We start from the raw sequence: 16165 nt of genomic DNA, 5'->3' as shown, positions 1-16165 counted from the left end.
CCGCCATGCCCAATCGAACGACTGGAGATCGAGCGGCTTCAGGCCGCTCGCGCTAATCAGCCGCGGCCAAGGGCGCGTACAGAACACACGCGCTCCGGCATGATGATCGCGCGGGTCGGCGTGCTATATTGAGTCTGCCTGAGCATCCATTTTCTGTGGCGTCCTTGGATTGAGTCCGGACCGAGCGCGACAGGTATATCCCCGTTCGGCCTATCCGTAGCACTCGCGATTATCCACTCACCAGCGCACCAGACTGATCCTTGGTTGGCGAGATGAGCCAGCGGCTGCGGGCCGTGCGTCTTGGCCAAGGGCCAGGTCAGCCACCCGGCAGGCCTTTGAAGAAGCGCCGCGACATAAGCCGCATTTCCAGCATGCCGATTACGGCATCCGTGGGTCGCCGCCCCCTTCAGCCGTGCCGGCGCAGTCGGCATCGCGATTGCCGCCACGTCTGTCGCAATCGCCAAACACTCTGCCCCGCTACTGGGGAACCGATGAAGAAGAAAGCCCACCCTTGAGAGGAGAACGCTCTGATGAACGCAGATGATGTGAAGTCGATAGCGATGATGGACCCGCTCGCGAAGCAGCACACAGATGGATCGAATGCATCCAGACGCACGATCTATGTAGATCTTGATGGCGTCATGGCCGATTTCGACGCGGCATTTCCCACCCTGTTTGGCTTGGACCATCGATTGCTTGCCGACGATGAGATGTGGAAACACATCAACAACCACCCGTCGTTTTTCCGCGACCTGCCGCCGATGCAGGGTGCAGTGGAGTTCTTCCACAGCATCCACCACTTGAATCCGGTGATTCTCACGGCCTGCCCGAAATCGAACTATCCGCTCGCTGCCATGCAGAAGCGACAGTGGGTTCGCGAACACCTGTCAGCAACCTGCCTGGTGTTGCCTGTGCTTGGTGGCAGGCATAAGCCTCTTTTCATGCACCAGCCGGGCGATGTTCTGATCGACGATTTCGAAGCGAACTGTGATTCCTGGACAGCGGCCGGAGGCGTGGCGATCAGGCACGCCGGCAATTGGACCGCGACGCATCACGCGCTTTCCCAGATTGAAGATCTGTCAGGGGCAGCGTTCGCGAAGGGCTGACGCCCTCTCTGCCGACCACATTGGCACTTCCATAGACAGGCCGAGGCGCTGGCCCCTCGGCCCACAAGGCTGGCAGCCTGCGTTGTAGCTCCGCCCTACTTCAACCGCTCCACCAACCGCTGCCCCACCTCCAGCGCCGAAGCCGGGTTCTGCCCGGTAATCAGCTCGCGGTCCACCACCACATGCCCCGTCCACGGCGTGGCATTGCTGCTGAACGTCGCACCCGCCCGCTGCAACGCAGTCTGCGGGTAGAACTTCATCTCACCGCCACCCAGCAATGGCTTGGCCTGCTCCTCTTCCTGGTTGCTGATCACCGTCATCTGGTAGCCGCTGTAGATCCACTTCGGCGTGGCCGGCATCGCACCCGCTTCCAGCTTTGCCACGAAACCACCCGCATCCGGCAGCGTGGAAAGCAGCGCGATCGGCCCGTGGCAGACCAGCGCGGTGGTCTTGTTGCGCTGGTGGAAGTCGGCCAGCAACCGGCCCAGCGCCGGGCTCTTCAGCAGGTCCTGCATCGGCGCGTGGCCACCGGGAATGTAGACCGCATCGAAACGCGCGTAGCCCTGCTGCTCGACGCGCGCCAGGCTGACCACCGGCGAGGCCGTCGGTGAGGTCAGTGCCAGTTTCTCCAGCAGCTCCTTGTGCAGCGCCAGCTGCGCGGCATCGTTGCCGAAGTACGCCGGCGTCACCGAGGACGCATCCACCGTCGGCGCCCGCCCCTGCGGCGTGGCGAAGGTCACCTCGTGGCCGGCGTCCAGCAGCAGCTTGACCGGCTGCATCAGCTCGTTGAGATAGAAGCCGGTGGACAGCACCTTGCCGTCCTTCAGGTCCAGGTGGTTTTCGTCGGACAGCACCACCAGCACGTTGGCGGCATGCGCGCCGGTTGCGGCCAAGGTCAGGGCCAGCGCTGCGGCCAGTCGGGTCATCAGGTTCATGGGATCGCTCCTATCGGGGAATGGCGGCCACTTTATTCATCGCCCCAGCGGCGATAAATTGGCCGCATCGCAAAACATCTGTTCCCAGGAGAGCCAAATGAGCCGCAAGTTCGACTACCTGGGCGATGTGGAGGTGTTCCTGGCGGTGGCCGAGCACGGCTCGTTCACTGCCGGCGCGGTGGCGCTGTCCACCACGCCCTCGGTGCTGAGCCGCGCGGTCACCCGCCTGGAAGCGCGGCTGGGCCGGCAGCTGCTGCAGCGGACCACCCGCCGCGTGGGCCTGACCGACGCCGGGCGGCTCTATCTGGAACAGGTGCGCACCGCCTTCGGCCTGCTGGACGACGCCGAGCGCGACGTACTGGCCCAGGATGGTGCGCTGGCCGGCCGCGTGCGCCTGAGCGTGCCCACCACCTATGGCCACTACCGGCTGCCGCCCGTGCTGGCGCGCTTTGCGCAGCAGTACCCGCAGGTGCAGGTGGAACTGAACATCACCAACCGCAACGTGGACCTGGTGGCCGAAGGCTTCGACCTGGCCATCCGCCTGGGCCAGCTGCCGGACAGCGGGCTGGTGGGGCGGAAGCTGGAGGATGCGCCTTTGGTGCTGGTGGCCGCGCCGGACTACCTGCAGCGCCGCGGCACGCCGCAGACGCTGGACGATCTGCAGCAGCATCTGTGCCTGCCCTTCGTGATGCCGCGCACCGGGCGGCTGGCGCCGTGGGTGTTCCGCGACGACGGGCGCGACGTGGACTGGCTGCCGCGTTCGTCTATCGAGACCTCCGACGATGTGCTCGGCGTGGTGTCGCTGGCCGAACAGGGCATCGGCATCTGCCAGAGCTATGCGTTCATCGTGCGCGAGCGGTTGCAGCGCGGGCAGCTGGTGGAAGTGCTGCCGCAGCTGCGGGGGCGGTCGAGGCCGTTCTCGGTGATCTATGCGCCGCATCGGCGGCAGTCGGCGGCGGCGCGGGCGATGATTGAGTTGCTGGTGGGGAATGCGGCTGAGGATGGCGTTGGTTGAAGCTGCAAGGCTCGCTGGCGGTGTCGGGTTTGAACCGATTTTCGGGATGTGCGGCTGATCGCGTGCCGTTGTTTGGCGAGGCGGACTAAGAACTGTTGCAAAGCAAGCTGTCGCGCTATTCGCTTGTGGCGCGGGCGATTGCGTCACTTCGAATCGCCATCAACAGCGCATCTGCGCGAATGCGTCTGGCAGTGTCGCGTGTTGCACGAATGGTGCGTGCCACAATAGTTCTTTGCTCTCGAATTCCGCGATTCGTTCGCGAATTTCTATTGGCATTCGGAGCGAGCGCATAAACAACATGGCGCGCCACCGACAAGGGGTGGCCGGGTCTGCAAACCCGCATTGATGTACGCGTCTGTAGTTTGCGCTTGCCCGTCGGCACCGTCCTTAACCGGTGCCGGCGGGCAATCCGTCGGCCTTTCTGGCGGGCGGTGCGTGGGGATCTTCGGATCCACCGGTTCTATGACGCTACATCATCCCGGTTTGCAGCCATGCATCGTCCGCCACCTCTTCACGGTGGCGCTGTTAAGCACAGCCACGGAAGCCGACGCCATGAACGAATCCGACACCTTCTCCTCGTACACCGTTGTTGAGCCCATCAACGACGACACTCCCCTGCCCGACCTGAACTCCCTGCTCGGCATCCTCAAGCGCATGCGCGGCTGCGAGGGAGCGGATGGTCACCCTTGGCCGGAGAACGACGTATCACCCGGCCGCCGCGTGAGCCTGGCGAGGACCGAGCGCGCGTTGGTGGGGGCGCTGACGGTGCTGGAGCTGCTGCACGCGGCAGACCGCTGCCGGGTGGCTGCGGAGCCGGAGCGGCATCTGGATGAGGGGGTTGTGGATGGGTTGTTCCTGGCTTGCCGGGGGTTGGTTGAGTGGGCTTGCCATGAGGTGAGGCCGGAATGAGGCGGCGTCCGCTCACAAGGCCCGAAACCAGCCCAAACAGAGCTCGCGTCTGCTTCCTGGAAAACATCCCCTGAATGCGAATCAAGCATCTTCGTCGAAATAATCGCTATCCACGGATGGGACCCGAAGAATACGCGAGCTCACACCCACCTCATTGTCGATCATGAGACCGACCAATCGATTTCCATCGACGATAACAATCCCCTCAACAGACCCAACAAAATCGACAGCCTGGGGCGTGAAGCCAGACGTGGTTATGAACACTCCGCGTTTGGCTTTCTGTCCAGCGAGCGCCCCATAGAAAGCCTGAAGCTCGGGCCTACCAACCGTGCTCTTCCAGCGCTTCGCTTGCACATAGACCTTGTCCAGCCCGAGCTTATCAAGCGAAATCACGCCATCGATTCCGCCATCTCCAGCGCCGCCGACGCGTAATAGGTCAGAGCGGCTCGCGCCGTACCCCAGTCGATGCAGGATATCGAGAACGATGATTTCAAACCGCCCGGGAGAAACACGCAGCAAGCAATCCAGAAGCTCAGCCGCTGTGGCCGATTTCAATTCAGCAAGTGCACTATCAAGTCGATCATCGGGGCTCAAAACCGGAGACCCGGGAGCTAGTTCACTGGATGCAGGGCCATCTAGCGCCGCAGCATCCACCGAAGATCGAAGCTTAACCGAGAGGTAGCCATTTGCGATTCTCCCAACCTCCGCATCGTCCAGCGGTAACGGATGATCGCTAACGTAATTTCTGCCAGCCTCCGTCAACTGCCAGACACCGCGTCTCGGGCTGGACGAAAGGCCAGCGCGCTTCAGCCGATCATGTGCCCAAGCCGCTCGATTCTTATAGACCTGCGCACCGCTATCCAACACCCGGAGCTTCTGCTCCTCGGTCAGCCCTAAGACACTGGCCGCAGCATCATATGCTGCGGCAGCAGCAACGCCTCCAGGGTGTCCCTCGAGAAAGCGCAGCACGGGATCGATGAATTTGTCGTAAGTTGGAATCATCAACTTTGCCCTGTACTGTGTCTTCTTAACAACTATAACCTAATCCGGACAATGGCCCTAAGATTCCCATCTAGCACAGGCAAGATCTGAGCAATTCTGACCCACTCCCGATAGCAAGGCCATCAGACGCTAGAGATTCCTGACCCACCCCCAATCCCCGGTGCATTTCAAAGTAGAAAATCCGGCGTTCTACGGCACCCATTTGTGGGATCGCCTAGGGCAATAAAGGCAATCCCAGTTCAGCCAGATACTGATTGTGTCGCTTCTTGGCTTCGGTAATCTTCTGTTCGGCGGCGAGCAAGTTGGCATGCACCACCGCCAAATCGATCTCTTCCTCGGCCTCAGCCGTGCTCACGTAGCGCGAGATGTTCAGGTTGAAATCGTTCTTCTCGATTTCTTCCATGCTCACGCGGCGCGAATAGCGCTGCTCTTCCTTGCGGTACTGGTAGGTGTCGATGATCTTGTTGATGTGCTCGGACTGAAGCACGTTCTGCCGCTTGGCCTTGTCGTACTCCTCTGCGGCATTGATGAACAGCACGTCGTCCGGCTTCTTGCACTTCTTCAGCACAAGGATGCACACCGGGATGCCGGTGGAGAAGAACAGGTTGGCGGGCAGGCCAATCACCGTGTCAATGTGCCCATCCTTGAGCAGCTTGGTGCGGATGCGGGCCTCGGCACCGCCACGGAACAACACCCCGTGCGGCAGGATGATGGTCATCACGCCGTCCTGCTTCAGGAAGTGGAAGCCATGCAGCAGGAACGCGAAGTCCGCCGCCGACTTCGGCGCCAGGCCATAGTTCTTGAAGCGCATGTCCTCGCTGAGCGATTCCGAGGGCTCCCAGCGATAGCTGAATGGCGGGTTGGCCACCACTGCATCGAACTTTGGCATCTTGGCCGGGTTGGTCTCGCGCAGGGCATCCCACTCGTTGAGCAGGGTGTCGCCGTGGAAGATATCGAACTCCGAATCCTTCACCCCGTGCAGCAGCATGTTCATGCGCGCCAAGTTGTAGGTGGTGATGTTTTTCTCTTGCCCATAGATCTTGCCGATGCCGTGCGGCCCCATCCGGTGACGCACATTCAGCAGCAGCGAGCCAGACCCGCAGGCAAAGTCCAGCACGCTGTCCAGGTGCGAGCGTTGGCCCGTGGCGGGCTCCTGCCCGTCCAGCGTGACGATGGCTGACAGGATGCTGGAAATGGGCTGCGGGGTGTAGAACTCGCCCGCCTTTTTGCCCGAGCCTGCTGCGAACTGACTGATCAGATACTCATAGGCATCGCCCAGCGTGTCGCTGTCGGTCGAGAACTGGCTCAGCCCGTTCGCGATCTCCTTGATGATCTTGCACAGCTGAGCATTGCGCTCGGCGTAGGTCTTGCCAAGCTTGTCCGAGGCGAGGTTGATCTCGGAGAACAACCCCCGAAAGGTGCTGGCGAATGATTCCGTCTCGATGTAGCCCAGGCCCCTCTGCAGCGTCTTAAGCAGCTCACCATCCTGGGTGCGCGCCATCTCGGCGATGTTGCCCCACAGGTACTGCGGCTCGATCACGTAGTGCACCTTGCGGCGCATCTGCTTCTCGAATTCTTTGACATCGCCTTCGTTGGCCTCGTACCAAAGCTGCAGCGGCGTAGTGACTGAACCGTCGATCTGCTTCGGGTAGTCCTGGCCCAGCTCTTTTTTGGCAGCGGCCTCGTAGTTGTCCGAGAGGTAGCGCAGGAACAGGAAGGCGAGCATGTAGTCGCGAAAGTCATCCGCGTTCATGGCGCCGCGCAGTTGGTCTGCAATCGCCCAAAGGGTCTTGCCCAGTTTTTGCTTTTCGAAATCGGTCATGGTGTACCTGCTGGCCCAGCAGCCGGTGCAGGCTGGGGGAACAAATCGGGGTTGAACGGGTAGCGATTCAGGAAGCCATCAAGAATCGTCTTGAAGTGCTCCTTGTTCTCGTCTCCCATCGGCACGGGTTCGAACAAGGAATAGTCGCCGTGGCTCAGGATGTTGATGAGCCGGGCATACAACACGCCTTCCGGGTCGTCCGCATCGTCGGTCGGGATGCAGGCCGAGAACTTCGAGAAGCCATGGAAACTCGCTGACTTCTCCAGCACCGAGCGCAGCATGTTGAAGTGGTAGGTGTACAGCTCGCCCGAATGAGCAGCCTGGTACAGGTCCGTCAGCACCGCCACATGGTGGAAGAACGGAGTCGCGCCGGTGTAGGCCAGGTTGTATGAGCCGTCCGTTTTGGATCGCGACAAGAAGTGCGCCGAGACTTTCTTCGACTTGCGCGCATCCAGTTCGTTGTGCATCACGTTGAAGAACAGCGGATGGTGCGACGAGATGACGACCCTCAGCGGGTTGTCTGCCTTGTTCAATAGCTGCGCCAGGTGGTTGCCCACGGAGACGGCGTTGTGCTCATCGAGCGACGAAATCGGATCGTCGATGTAGACGTACTTCACCCAGCGGTAGGCCTCGATCTCCGGGTCCATCGCCAGCCGCATGACGGCGAGGAAGAAGCACCAGACGAAGAGGTTCTCTTCGCCGCGCGACACCTTAATGTTGTCGATGACCTCCCCGTTCACCGTGCGCGAGAACCGCACCGCCCATTCCTGAGTGTCGATGCGGAAGTCAAAGTCCGCGTAACGCTGCAGCAGCGGCCGGATGCGGTTGTCCATCTCCAATTCGGCCAAGCCGGAGAAGAAGCGCGAGTCGGCGTTCAGCGTTAACTTGCGGTCGCTGTCTCCGTCTAGGTCGTTGTCCCAGTGGAAGAGATCTTCGGTGAAGGCATTAAAGTAGAGGGTGTCACGTACATCATCGTCGGCGCCACCCTGTTTGCCGATATCCTTAAACGCCATGGACAGGCGTGTTTTTCCGGTGCCGTTGTAGGCATAGAGGACGATAGTTTTCTTTTTTTCCAGGTCGTCGCGCAAGTGGGAGGCGAGCGCCGGCAGGTCGGAGAAGTTTTGACCCGGCTTCATTCGGCGACCTCGCCTATGACGGGGAAGAGCCGCTGCATCAAGCCATTCTTGTGTGTGTTGAGAACACTGACTTTCTCGACCTGGGCGGTGATGAGTTTGTCCATAGACATCAGAAAGTCGGCGATTCGATCCTGCTCACGCCGTGAAGGGCACTGAAGAACTATTTTGGCAAAATCGTCGAAATACAGGCGCAATCTATCCTCGGTCAACCCCCTTGAATGAGCAGTCAGAACCTGAAGGGACTTCGGTAGTTTCAGCAGGTGCAAGAAGAAGAATGGATTCACCTCGTGGGGCTCAAGAACAACGTATGCAGGGCTGACCATGCAATCTTTGGGTGCGACCCCTAGGGCACCCTGCCACATCCTCATCATGTTGTAGGCAATATCGCCAGCGCGCACGGCCTTGTTAATGCCTGCCTCAGCAATGTCGTCAACTCGCCTGGCCAAGGAATCACGGGGAACCATGCCGTCGTTCATCGTTACCGAGTAAATCGGCAGCCCTGACCTGCCCCGCTCAGTCCGGTTAGAGAAAATTTTCCCCGCTGGAATTTTCGCCCAAGCACCTGCCTTAGCAAATTCGGAAAATCTCAATCGTGGCGTGGCTTCGCCCTCGCAGGGAAAGAGCTGCTGCATTAGACCCATCTTGTAGGTCTCAAGAGTGCGCAGTTTCTGAGTCTCCGTCTTAACCAGCTCATCAAGTGACGAGAGGCAATCGGCGATTTTCTCCTGCTCGCTCATGCCTGGAATGGCGATTCGTATATCTGCCAAGTCTGATGAGTTAATGGCCGGGTAGCTTGATCCTGTACACTTCGCAATGACGCGATTGACAAAATCGTCGGCGTGAACTGCCTGAAATAAAAAACCGTCAGACTCGTTAGCTCTCAGTTGTGCGTAACCGGTGGATGCGACGCACGGAAATTCCATCTCCGCACTGAAGTGCAGATTGTTGCGCTGATATGGTCGAACGATCTGAAATATAACGTCTCCCGCCTTCAATGGTCTTTGCGCCCTGCTTGGAGCATCTTCTCGATTAAGTACGGCGCCAGCCTTTAGCTCGCCGGCCTCGACAGACTCCAAATCTATGTAAATGAATCTCTGAGGAATTCCGGCATTCGACGGGTTTATTTCGCAAACTTCTTTAAGACTTTTTGTGATCCAAGCGTCCGTCCCCTGAAAATCAGGAAACCTAACCTGTGGCTCCAATGGCGCAGGCACCTTGCTTTTGCGCGTCACACGCCGGTCCTCATTGCTCATATGCACTCAAACCCGAAATCTCTCGCCCATGAGCAAGTTTGTGCAAAATTGGTGTCAGCTCCTCCATCAACGCTAATTCCTTCTGCGTGCGGGCCTTCCAGCCCAGATCCAGCGGCACCATCAGCCCACTCAGGGCTTCGCCATCAAAGATGCGACGGCGTAGCACGCTATCGACGAAGCCTTGCAGCGCATCAGCACCCAGGCCATGGCGTTGTGCGATCTCAGTCAGCACACGGCTCTTCTTCTCAGACTTGAAGCGGTCAAAGTCCTTGCGAATGCCGTCCTCGTCCAAGGCCTGACCGACGGGCAGGCCACGTATGTATTCGGCGATGTCGTCGCGGTCGTCGATGAACTTGGCATCGGCCTGGATCAGGCCGATGAGCTGCTCGCGGTTCAAGGTCAGCTTGCCGGGCTTCTGCTGCGTCATGCGGGCAATCAGGCCCATGATGTAGTCGTAGTCGATCACCGCCGAGGCGAAGAGCACGAACTCGAAGTCGAGCTGCTGCACTTCGGGCGGCGTTTGGTCGCGGTCTTGTAGAGCCTTCATGCGCTTGGCGGTTTCCAGGTACACGCCCTTAAAACCCAGCATCTGGTCGGGTGGCACGATCTGCGTGATCTGCGACTTCTGCTCTTCCGACAGGTCGGTGTATTGATCCAGCTGCGTTTTGAGGCGCTGCACTTCTTTGAAGAGGTTGACGAACTGGCTGCGCGCGGCGTCACCCTTCAGGTTGGCGACTTCTTCCGGGGCGTTCGTCAGGCCTTGTGACTGCATGAAGTCCGCCAGCTTTTGCGTTGCGGCTTGCAAGGTGTCGATGACCTTGGGCGCCGGGTCCACCAGCCAGATTTCGCGCGGGTTGTCGGTCTTCTCGCCCGAGAACAGCGCGATGGCCTCTTCCACAGGCTTTTGCTGCTGGCGGAAGTCGAGCACATTGCCGTAGGGTTTGCTGTCGTTCAAGACGCGGTTGGTGCGCGAGAACGCTTGGATCAGGCCGTGGTACTTGAGGTTCTTGTCCACGTACAGCGTGTTGAGGTACTTGGAGTCAAAGCCGGTGAGCAGCATGTCCACCACGATGGTGATGTCGATCTTCTGGCCATGCGGCAGATCGGCATTCGGGTACTGCTGGTCCTTGATGCGCTTCTGCACATCCTGGTAGTACAGGTCGAAATCGGCAATGCGGTGGTTGGTGCCGAAGCGCGCGTTGTAGTCGGCCATGATGCGCGTGAGCGCTGCCTTCTTGCCTTCGGGGTCCTGCTGGTTGTCGGCCTTCTCCTGCGGCAGGTCTTCCTGAATCTGCTGCACGTCTTTGTTGCCTTCGGCAGGTGGGGAGAACACGCAGGCCACGTTCAGCGGAACGAAGCCGTCATCGTCGGCACGCCGTTTGTCCTGTAGCTCCTTGAATGACTCGAAATATTCGATCGCGTCGTTGATGCTGGCGGTGGCCAGCACGGCATTGAACTTGCGCCCGTTGGTGGCGGCATCGTGCTTGGCCAGTATGGTCTCGATGACCTTGGCTTTCGGTAACCCCTCGCCCGGCTTCGGCGGCTTCCTGCCCTCGGGCTTGAAGAAGTCGATGTGGAACTTCAGGACGTTTTGGTCTTCGATGGCGTGTGTGATCGTGTATTCGTGCAGGCAGCGCTGGAACAGGTCATCCGTGGTGCGGTAGCTGGCCTGCTGGCCTTCAATCTGCACGGCCGTGGCGTTCTCTTTGAAGATCGGGGTACCGGTGAAGCCGAACAACTGGGCCTTCGGGAAGAACTCCTTGATGGCCTTGTGGTTGTCGCCGAACTGCGAGCGGTGGCACTCGTCGAAGATGAACACCACGCGCTGCTCGCGCAGGGGCTCCAGACGCTGCTTGTAGGTCTCCTGACCCTGCTTTTCCTTCTGCTTGTTGCGCTTGCTGTTCTCGTCCAGCGCCAGGCCGAGCTTCTGGATGGTGGTGACGATCACCTTGTCGGCGTAGTCGTCAGACAGCAGGCGGCGCACCAGCGCCTCGGTGTTGGTGTTCTCTTCGACGCAGCCTTCTTGGAACCGGTTGAATTCTTCGCGGGTCTGGCGATCCAAGTCTTTGCGGTCCACCACGAACAGGCACTTGTCGATGTCCGGGTTGTCTTTGAGCAGGGTGGATGCCTTGAACGAGGTCAGGGTCTTGCCTGAGCCCGTGGTGTGCCAGATGTAGCCGTTGCCGCAGTTCTGGTGGATGCACTCCACGATGGCTTTGACTGCATAGATTTGGTACGGCCGCATCATCAGCAGCTTCTGCTCGCTGGCCACCAGCACCATGTAGCGGCTGATCATCTGGCCCAGGGTGCACTTGGCCAGGAACTTGTCGGCGAAGCTATCGAGCTGGGTGATCTTCTTGTTGTCCTCGCTGGCGAACTGGTAGACCGGCAAGAAGCGCTCGTCGGCATTGAAGCTGAAGTGCCGGGCGTTGTTGTTTGCGAAGTACCAGGTGTCGGTGCGGTTGCTGACGATGAAGAGCTGCAAGAAGCACAGCAGGGTCTTGCTATAGCCGTTGCCGGGGTCGCCCTTGTAATCGACGATCTGCTGCATAGCGCGGCGCGGGCTGACCGCCAGCGTCTTCAACTCGATCTGCACTACCGGCACGCCGTTGATGAGCAACATCACGTCGTAGCGGTGATGGCTGTTGTCGGTGTTCATGCGTAGCTGGTTGACGACCTCGAAGTCGTTTTTGCACCAGTCGCGGATGTTCACCAGCGTGTAGTTCAGCGGCGTGCCGTCGTCGCGCTCGAAGGCGTTGATGTTGCGCAGCGTTTGGGCGGCGTTGTAGGCATCGGGCGTGATAATGCTGTCCAGCAAGCGTTGGAACTCGCTGTCGGTCAGACGCACCCGGTTGAGTGCCTCAAATTTGGCGCGAAAGTTGGCCTCTAGCGCAGCACGGCCCCGGATATCTGGGCGATAGGTGTACTTGAGGTCACCAAGCTTGGCGATCAGATCGAGTTCGATTTGTTGTTCTGAGGTCGTCATGACTCTTTTCTCAAGGACCCAAATGGTCTACTAGCGCCATTGCATGAGCGGGTAAAAGCCGTAGTGCTCATGTGTGTTCACTCCCTGACTCAGTGGCACCTTCGTCGGCTCCGCCTGCGCGCACCCACTCGTCCACTTCGGACAACTGAAACTTCCACAGCCGCCCCACACGGTGCGCTGGTAGGCCCTTGCGCTCTCTCCAGCGATAAACAGTGTCTTTGGCGACACCGAGATGCTGGGCCACGTGATCAGCAGTCACCCATGGTTCAGTGCTCATGTCGATGGCGCTCTGGAATTATGTTCTTAAGTCGTCTTAAATCGTCTAAAGTCTATCATTGGGATAATATTTATTCATCAGCCTAGCCAACCTCAAGCTCCCAGATAGATCGACGTCACCGTCAACCGCTCATGCCCAAGTTCACGGCTGATTTGCTGGCGGGCGTGGCGGTCGACCAAGCGCTGCGACAGAGCGAATTGAGCCTTGCCAGGTCCGTCTGCTGCTGGTGACTTCCACCCCGTCAATACTTCATATCGCATCTGTGCATACTGATGCCGCAGCCATGCATATTGCTAATCCGAAGGCAGCCTGCAGTTGAAGGCTCATGCGTACGAGGTGGCCGGCAGATTCTGACCTTGCTACAAATCCAGCGCGACGTGCCAAAAGTTTCGAAAAGAGAACACCAGGGCACGCACCACAAACAACAAGGGCGCCTCTCGGCGCCCTCGTTCTTTCAACTCATTCCCACTCAATAGTAGCCGGTGGCTTCCCCGAGATGTCATAGACGACCCGCGACACCCCCCGCAACTCATTGATGATCCGGTTGCTCACCGTCCCCAGGAACTCATACGGCAGATGCGCCCAATGCGCCGTCATGAAGTCGATCGTCTCCACCGCCCTTAGCGCAATCACCCACTCATAAGCGCGCGCATCACCCACCACGCCCACCGACTTCACCGGCAGGAACACGGCAAACGCCTGGCTGGTCTTGTCGTACAGATCGGCCTTGCGCAGCTCATCAATGAAGATGGCATCGGCCTTGGCCAGCAGTTCGGCGTACTCGCGCTTCACTTCGCCCAGGATACGCACGCCCAGGCCCGGGCCCGGGAACGGATGGCGGTAGACCATGGTGCGCGGCAGGCCCAGCTCGACGCCCAGGCGGCGCACTTCGTCCTTGAACAGCTCGCGCAGCGGCTCCACCAGGCCCAGCTTCATGTGCTCCGGCAGGCCGCCCACGTTGTGGTGGCTCTTGATCACATGCGCCTTGCCGGTCTTGCTGCCGGCCGACTCGATCACGTCCGGGTAGATGGTGCCCTGCGCCAGCCACTTGGCGTTCTTCAGCTTGTTCGACTCTTCGTCGAAGATCTCAACGAACAGGTTGCCGATGATCTTGCGCTTGGCTTCCGGGTCGCTCACGCCTTCCAGCGCAGCAAAGTAACGGTCGGCGGCATTCACGCGCACCACCTTCACGCCCATGTGCTCGGCGAACATCGCCATCACCTGGTCGCCTTCCTGCCAGCGCAGCAGGCCGGTATCCACGAACACGCAGGTCAGCTTTTCGCCGATGGCCTTGTGCAGCAGCGCGGCCACCACGGACGAGTCGACGCCGCCGGACAGGCCCAGGATCACTTCGTCATCGCCCACCTGTTCGCGCACGCGGGCGATCTGGTCGTCGATGATGTTGGCCGCGGTCCACAGGGTCTGGCAGCCGCACACGTCCACCACGAAGCGGCGCAGCAGCGCCTGGCCCTGCAGGGTGTGGGTCACTTCCGGGTGGAATTGCACGCCGTACCAGCGCTTTTCTTCGTTGGCCATGGCGGCCACCGGGATGCGGTCGGTGGTGGCGGTGATGGTGAAGCCCGGCGGTGCGACGGAGACGTGGTCGCCGTGGCTCATCCAGACATTCAGCTTCGGCTCGCCGCCGTGGTCGCTCAGGCCCTTGAACAGTGCATCCGGGTTGATCACGTTCACTTCGGCATGGCCGAATTCGCGCTGGTCGGCGGCTTCGGTGGCACCGCCCAGCTGGGCGGCCAGGGTCTGCATGCCGTAGCAGATGCCGAAGATCGGCAGGCCGCTGTCGAAAACTTCCTGCGGCGCGGCCGGGGCACCCGGCAGCGTGGTCGATTCCGGGCCACCGGACAGGATGATGCCCTTGGCGCCGAACGCCGCGATCTCGGCCGGGTTGTGGTCCCACGCCCAGATTTCGCAGTAGACGCCCAGCTCGCGGATGCGGCGTGCGATCAGCTGCGTGTACTGCGCGCCGAAATCGAGGATCAGGATCTTGTCGTTATGGATGTTGGTCATGGCGCCCTGGCAATGCAGTAGGGAAAACGAAATCAGATTTGCAGCAGCAGATGGAAAAAGAGGAACGGGAATCAGCTTCCTCGTTCCTCTTTGCCCGGCCCGCGTCAGGCGCGGTAGTTCGGCGGCTCTTTGGTGATCGTCACGTCGTGGACGTGACTCTCACGCTGGCCGGCGCCGCTGATCTTCACGAACTTGGGCTTGCTGCGCATGTCTTCGATGGTGGCGCAGCCCACGTAGCCCATGGTGGCGCGCAGGCCGCCCATCAGCTGGTGGATGATGCCGCCCACCGGGCCGCGGTACGGCACGCGGCCTTCGATGCCTTCCGGCACCAGCTTGTCGGCGGTGGCGGCGTCCTGGAAGTAGCGGTCCTTCGACCCCTTCTCCATGGCAGCCAGCGAACCCATGCCGCGGTAGCTCTTGTACGAACGGCCCTGGTACAGCTCGGTCTCGCCCGGCGATTCCTCGGTACCGGCCAGCAGGCCGCCGACCATGATGGTCGAGGCACCGGCAGCCAGCGCCTTGCCGATGTCGCCCGAGTAGCGGATGCCACCGTCGGCGATCAGCGGGATACGGTCCTGCAGCGCTTCGGCCACCAGGTCAATCGCGGTGACCTGCGGCACGCCGACGCCGGCAACGACGCGGGTGGTGCAGATCGAGCCCGGGCCGATGCCGACCTTCACTGCGTCCGCGCCGCTGTCCAGCAGCGCCAGTGCCGCTTCTCCGGTGCAGATGTTGCCACCGATGACCTGCACGTGCGGGAAGTTCTTCTTGACCCAGCTGACGCGGTCCAGCACGCCCTGCGAGTGGCCGTGCGCGGTATCGACCACGATCACGTCCACGCCGGCGGCGACCAGCGCTTCCACGCGGCGATCGGTATCGCCACCCACGCCGACGGCAGCGCCGACCAGCAGGCGGGTCGACAGATCCTTGGCAGCGTTCGGGAAGTCGGTGTTCTTCTGGATGTCCTTGACGGTGATCAGGCCACGCAGTTCGAACGAATCGTTGACCACCAGCACCTTTTCGATGCGGTTGCGGTGCAGCAGCTGCAGCACTTCGTCAGACGCGGCGCCTTCCTTGACCGTGATCAGGCGATCCTTCTTGGTCATGATGTGGCGGACCGGATCGTCCAGCTCGGTCTCGAAGCGCATGTCGCGGTGGGTCACGATGCCGGCCAGCAGGCCGTCGCTGCCCACCACCGGCACGCCGGAGATGTTGTGCGCCTGGGTCAGGGCCAGCACGTCGCGGATGGTGGTTTCCGGGCCGACGGTGATCGGGTCGCGGATGACACCGGCCTCGAACTTCTTGACCTTGGCCACTTCCGCGGCCTGCTGTTCCAGGCTGAGATTCTTGTGGATGATGCCCATGCCGCCGAGCTGGGCCATGGCGATGGCCAGGCGGGCTTCGGTGACGGTATCCATGGCTGCGGACAGGATCGGAAGCTTCAGCTTCAGGTCGCGAGTCAACCGCGTTTCGAGGTTGACGTCCTTGGGCAGGATGGTCGAATGGGCGGGGACGAGCGAGACGTCGTCGTAAGTGAGTGCTTCAGCCTGGATGCGCAGCATCGGCATACCCGAGATGTGGGGAAGCGCGACATTTTACCCTGTTTTCGCGCCCTGTGGCAGGGGGTAGATGCGACGCAGTGTCGCGCGGGCGGCGATTGGTTCAGGGGGGCCGTCGGGGCCGACGGTATACCGCCTTT

Annotated in this window: 12 protein-coding genes; 3 read left to right on the top strand and 9 right to left on the bottom strand. The window is 60.6% G+C overall.

Annotated elements, in window-relative coordinates; genetic code table 11:
• Nucleotides 1-530 precede the first annotated feature (530 nt).
• A complete protein-coding gene (locus tag EGM71_RS08755; RefSeq protein WP_188489198.1) occupies nt 531-1106 on the top strand; it encodes a 5' nucleotidase, NT5C type in 576 nt (191 codons plus the stop codon).
• Between the two features lie 95 nt (nt 1107-1201).
• Here EGM71_RS08755 and EGM71_RS08750 read toward each other — a convergent pair whose 3' ends face one another.
• Entirely contained in the window at nt 1202-2041 is an 840-nt protein-coding gene (locus EGM71_RS08750) for a type 1 glutamine amidotransferase domain-containing protein (protein WP_188489196.1), read from the bottom strand.
• A gap of 97 nt (nt 2042-2138) precedes the next feature.
• Between EGM71_RS08750 and EGM71_RS08745 the strand changes: the two genes are divergently transcribed.
• Together EGM71_RS08745 and EGM71_RS08740 are read left to right on the top strand one after the other, a co-directional pair.
• Nucleotides 2139-3056, top strand: a complete 918-nt coding sequence (locus EGM71_RS08745) for a LysR family transcriptional regulator (RefSeq protein ID WP_188489194.1) — start codon at nt 2139-2141, stop codon at nt 3054-3056.
• 552 nt (nt 3057-3608) lie between these two features.
• Complete coding sequence (locus EGM71_RS08740) at nt 3609-3965, top strand: hypothetical protein (protein ID WP_188489192.1); 357 nt, start codon at nt 3609-3611, stop codon at nt 3963-3965.
• An 81-nt stretch (nt 3966-4046) separates the two neighbouring features.
• Here EGM71_RS08740 and EGM71_RS08735 read toward each other — a convergent pair whose 3' ends face one another.
• The 8 genes from EGM71_RS08735 to guaB form a co-directional block, all read right to left on the bottom strand.
• Nucleotides 4047-4967 carry a restriction endonuclease gene (locus EGM71_RS08735; RefSeq protein WP_317608636.1) on the bottom strand — a complete coding sequence of 307 codons (921 nt, stop codon included), beginning with the start codon at nt 4965-4967 and terminating at the stop codon, nt 4047-4049.
• 214 nt (nt 4968-5181) lie between these two features.
• Complete coding sequence (locus tag EGM71_RS08730) at nt 5182-6789, bottom strand: type I restriction-modification system subunit M (RefSeq protein WP_188489188.1); 1608 nt, start codon at nt 6787-6789, stop codon at nt 5182-5184.
• A complete protein-coding gene (locus EGM71_RS08725; protein WP_188489186.1) occupies nt 6786-7925 on the bottom strand; it encodes an AAA family ATPase in 1140 nt (379 codons plus the stop codon). The genes EGM71_RS08730 and EGM71_RS08725 overlap by 4 nt, the downstream gene beginning before the upstream one ends.
• Complete coding sequence (locus tag EGM71_RS08720) at nt 7922-9178, bottom strand: restriction endonuclease subunit S (RefSeq protein ID WP_188489184.1); 1257 nt, start codon at nt 9176-9178, stop codon at nt 7922-7924. The genes EGM71_RS08725 and EGM71_RS08720 overlap by 4 nt, the downstream gene beginning before the upstream one ends.
• Nucleotides 9168-12164 (bottom strand): type I restriction endonuclease subunit R, encoded by a 2997-nt coding sequence (locus EGM71_RS08715; protein WP_188489182.1) that lies wholly within the window; start codon nt 12162-12164, stop codon nt 9168-9170. The genes EGM71_RS08720 and EGM71_RS08715 overlap by 11 nt, the downstream gene beginning before the upstream one ends.
• Before the next feature lie 67 nt (nt 12165-12231).
• Entirely contained in the window at nt 12232-12441 is a 210-nt protein-coding gene (locus tag EGM71_RS08710) for a helix-turn-helix domain-containing protein (protein WP_188489180.1), read from the bottom strand.
• Nucleotides 12442-12900: 459 nt separating this feature from the next.
• Nucleotides 12901-14466 (bottom strand): glutamine-hydrolyzing GMP synthase, encoded by a 1566-nt coding sequence (guaA, locus tag EGM71_RS08705; RefSeq protein WP_005413109.1) that lies wholly within the window; start codon nt 14464-14466, stop codon nt 12901-12903.
• Nucleotides 14467-14570: 104 nt separating this feature from the next.
• Nucleotides 14571-16028 carry an IMP dehydrogenase gene (gene guaB / locus EGM71_RS08700; protein WP_075676539.1) on the bottom strand — a complete coding sequence of 486 codons (1458 nt, stop codon included), beginning with the start codon at nt 16026-16028 and terminating at the stop codon, nt 14571-14573.
• Nucleotides 16029-16165 lie beyond the last annotated feature (137 nt).

The sequence above is a fragment of the Stenotrophomonas maltophilia genome, assembly GCF_006970445.1.
GTDB classification, from domain to species: domain Bacteria; phylum Pseudomonadota; class Gammaproteobacteria; order Xanthomonadales; family Xanthomonadaceae; genus Stenotrophomonas; species Stenotrophomonas maltophilia_AU.
The sequence above is the reverse complement of the archived record's forward strand: the minus strand, read 5'-3'. Positions and strand labels throughout refer to the sequence as shown.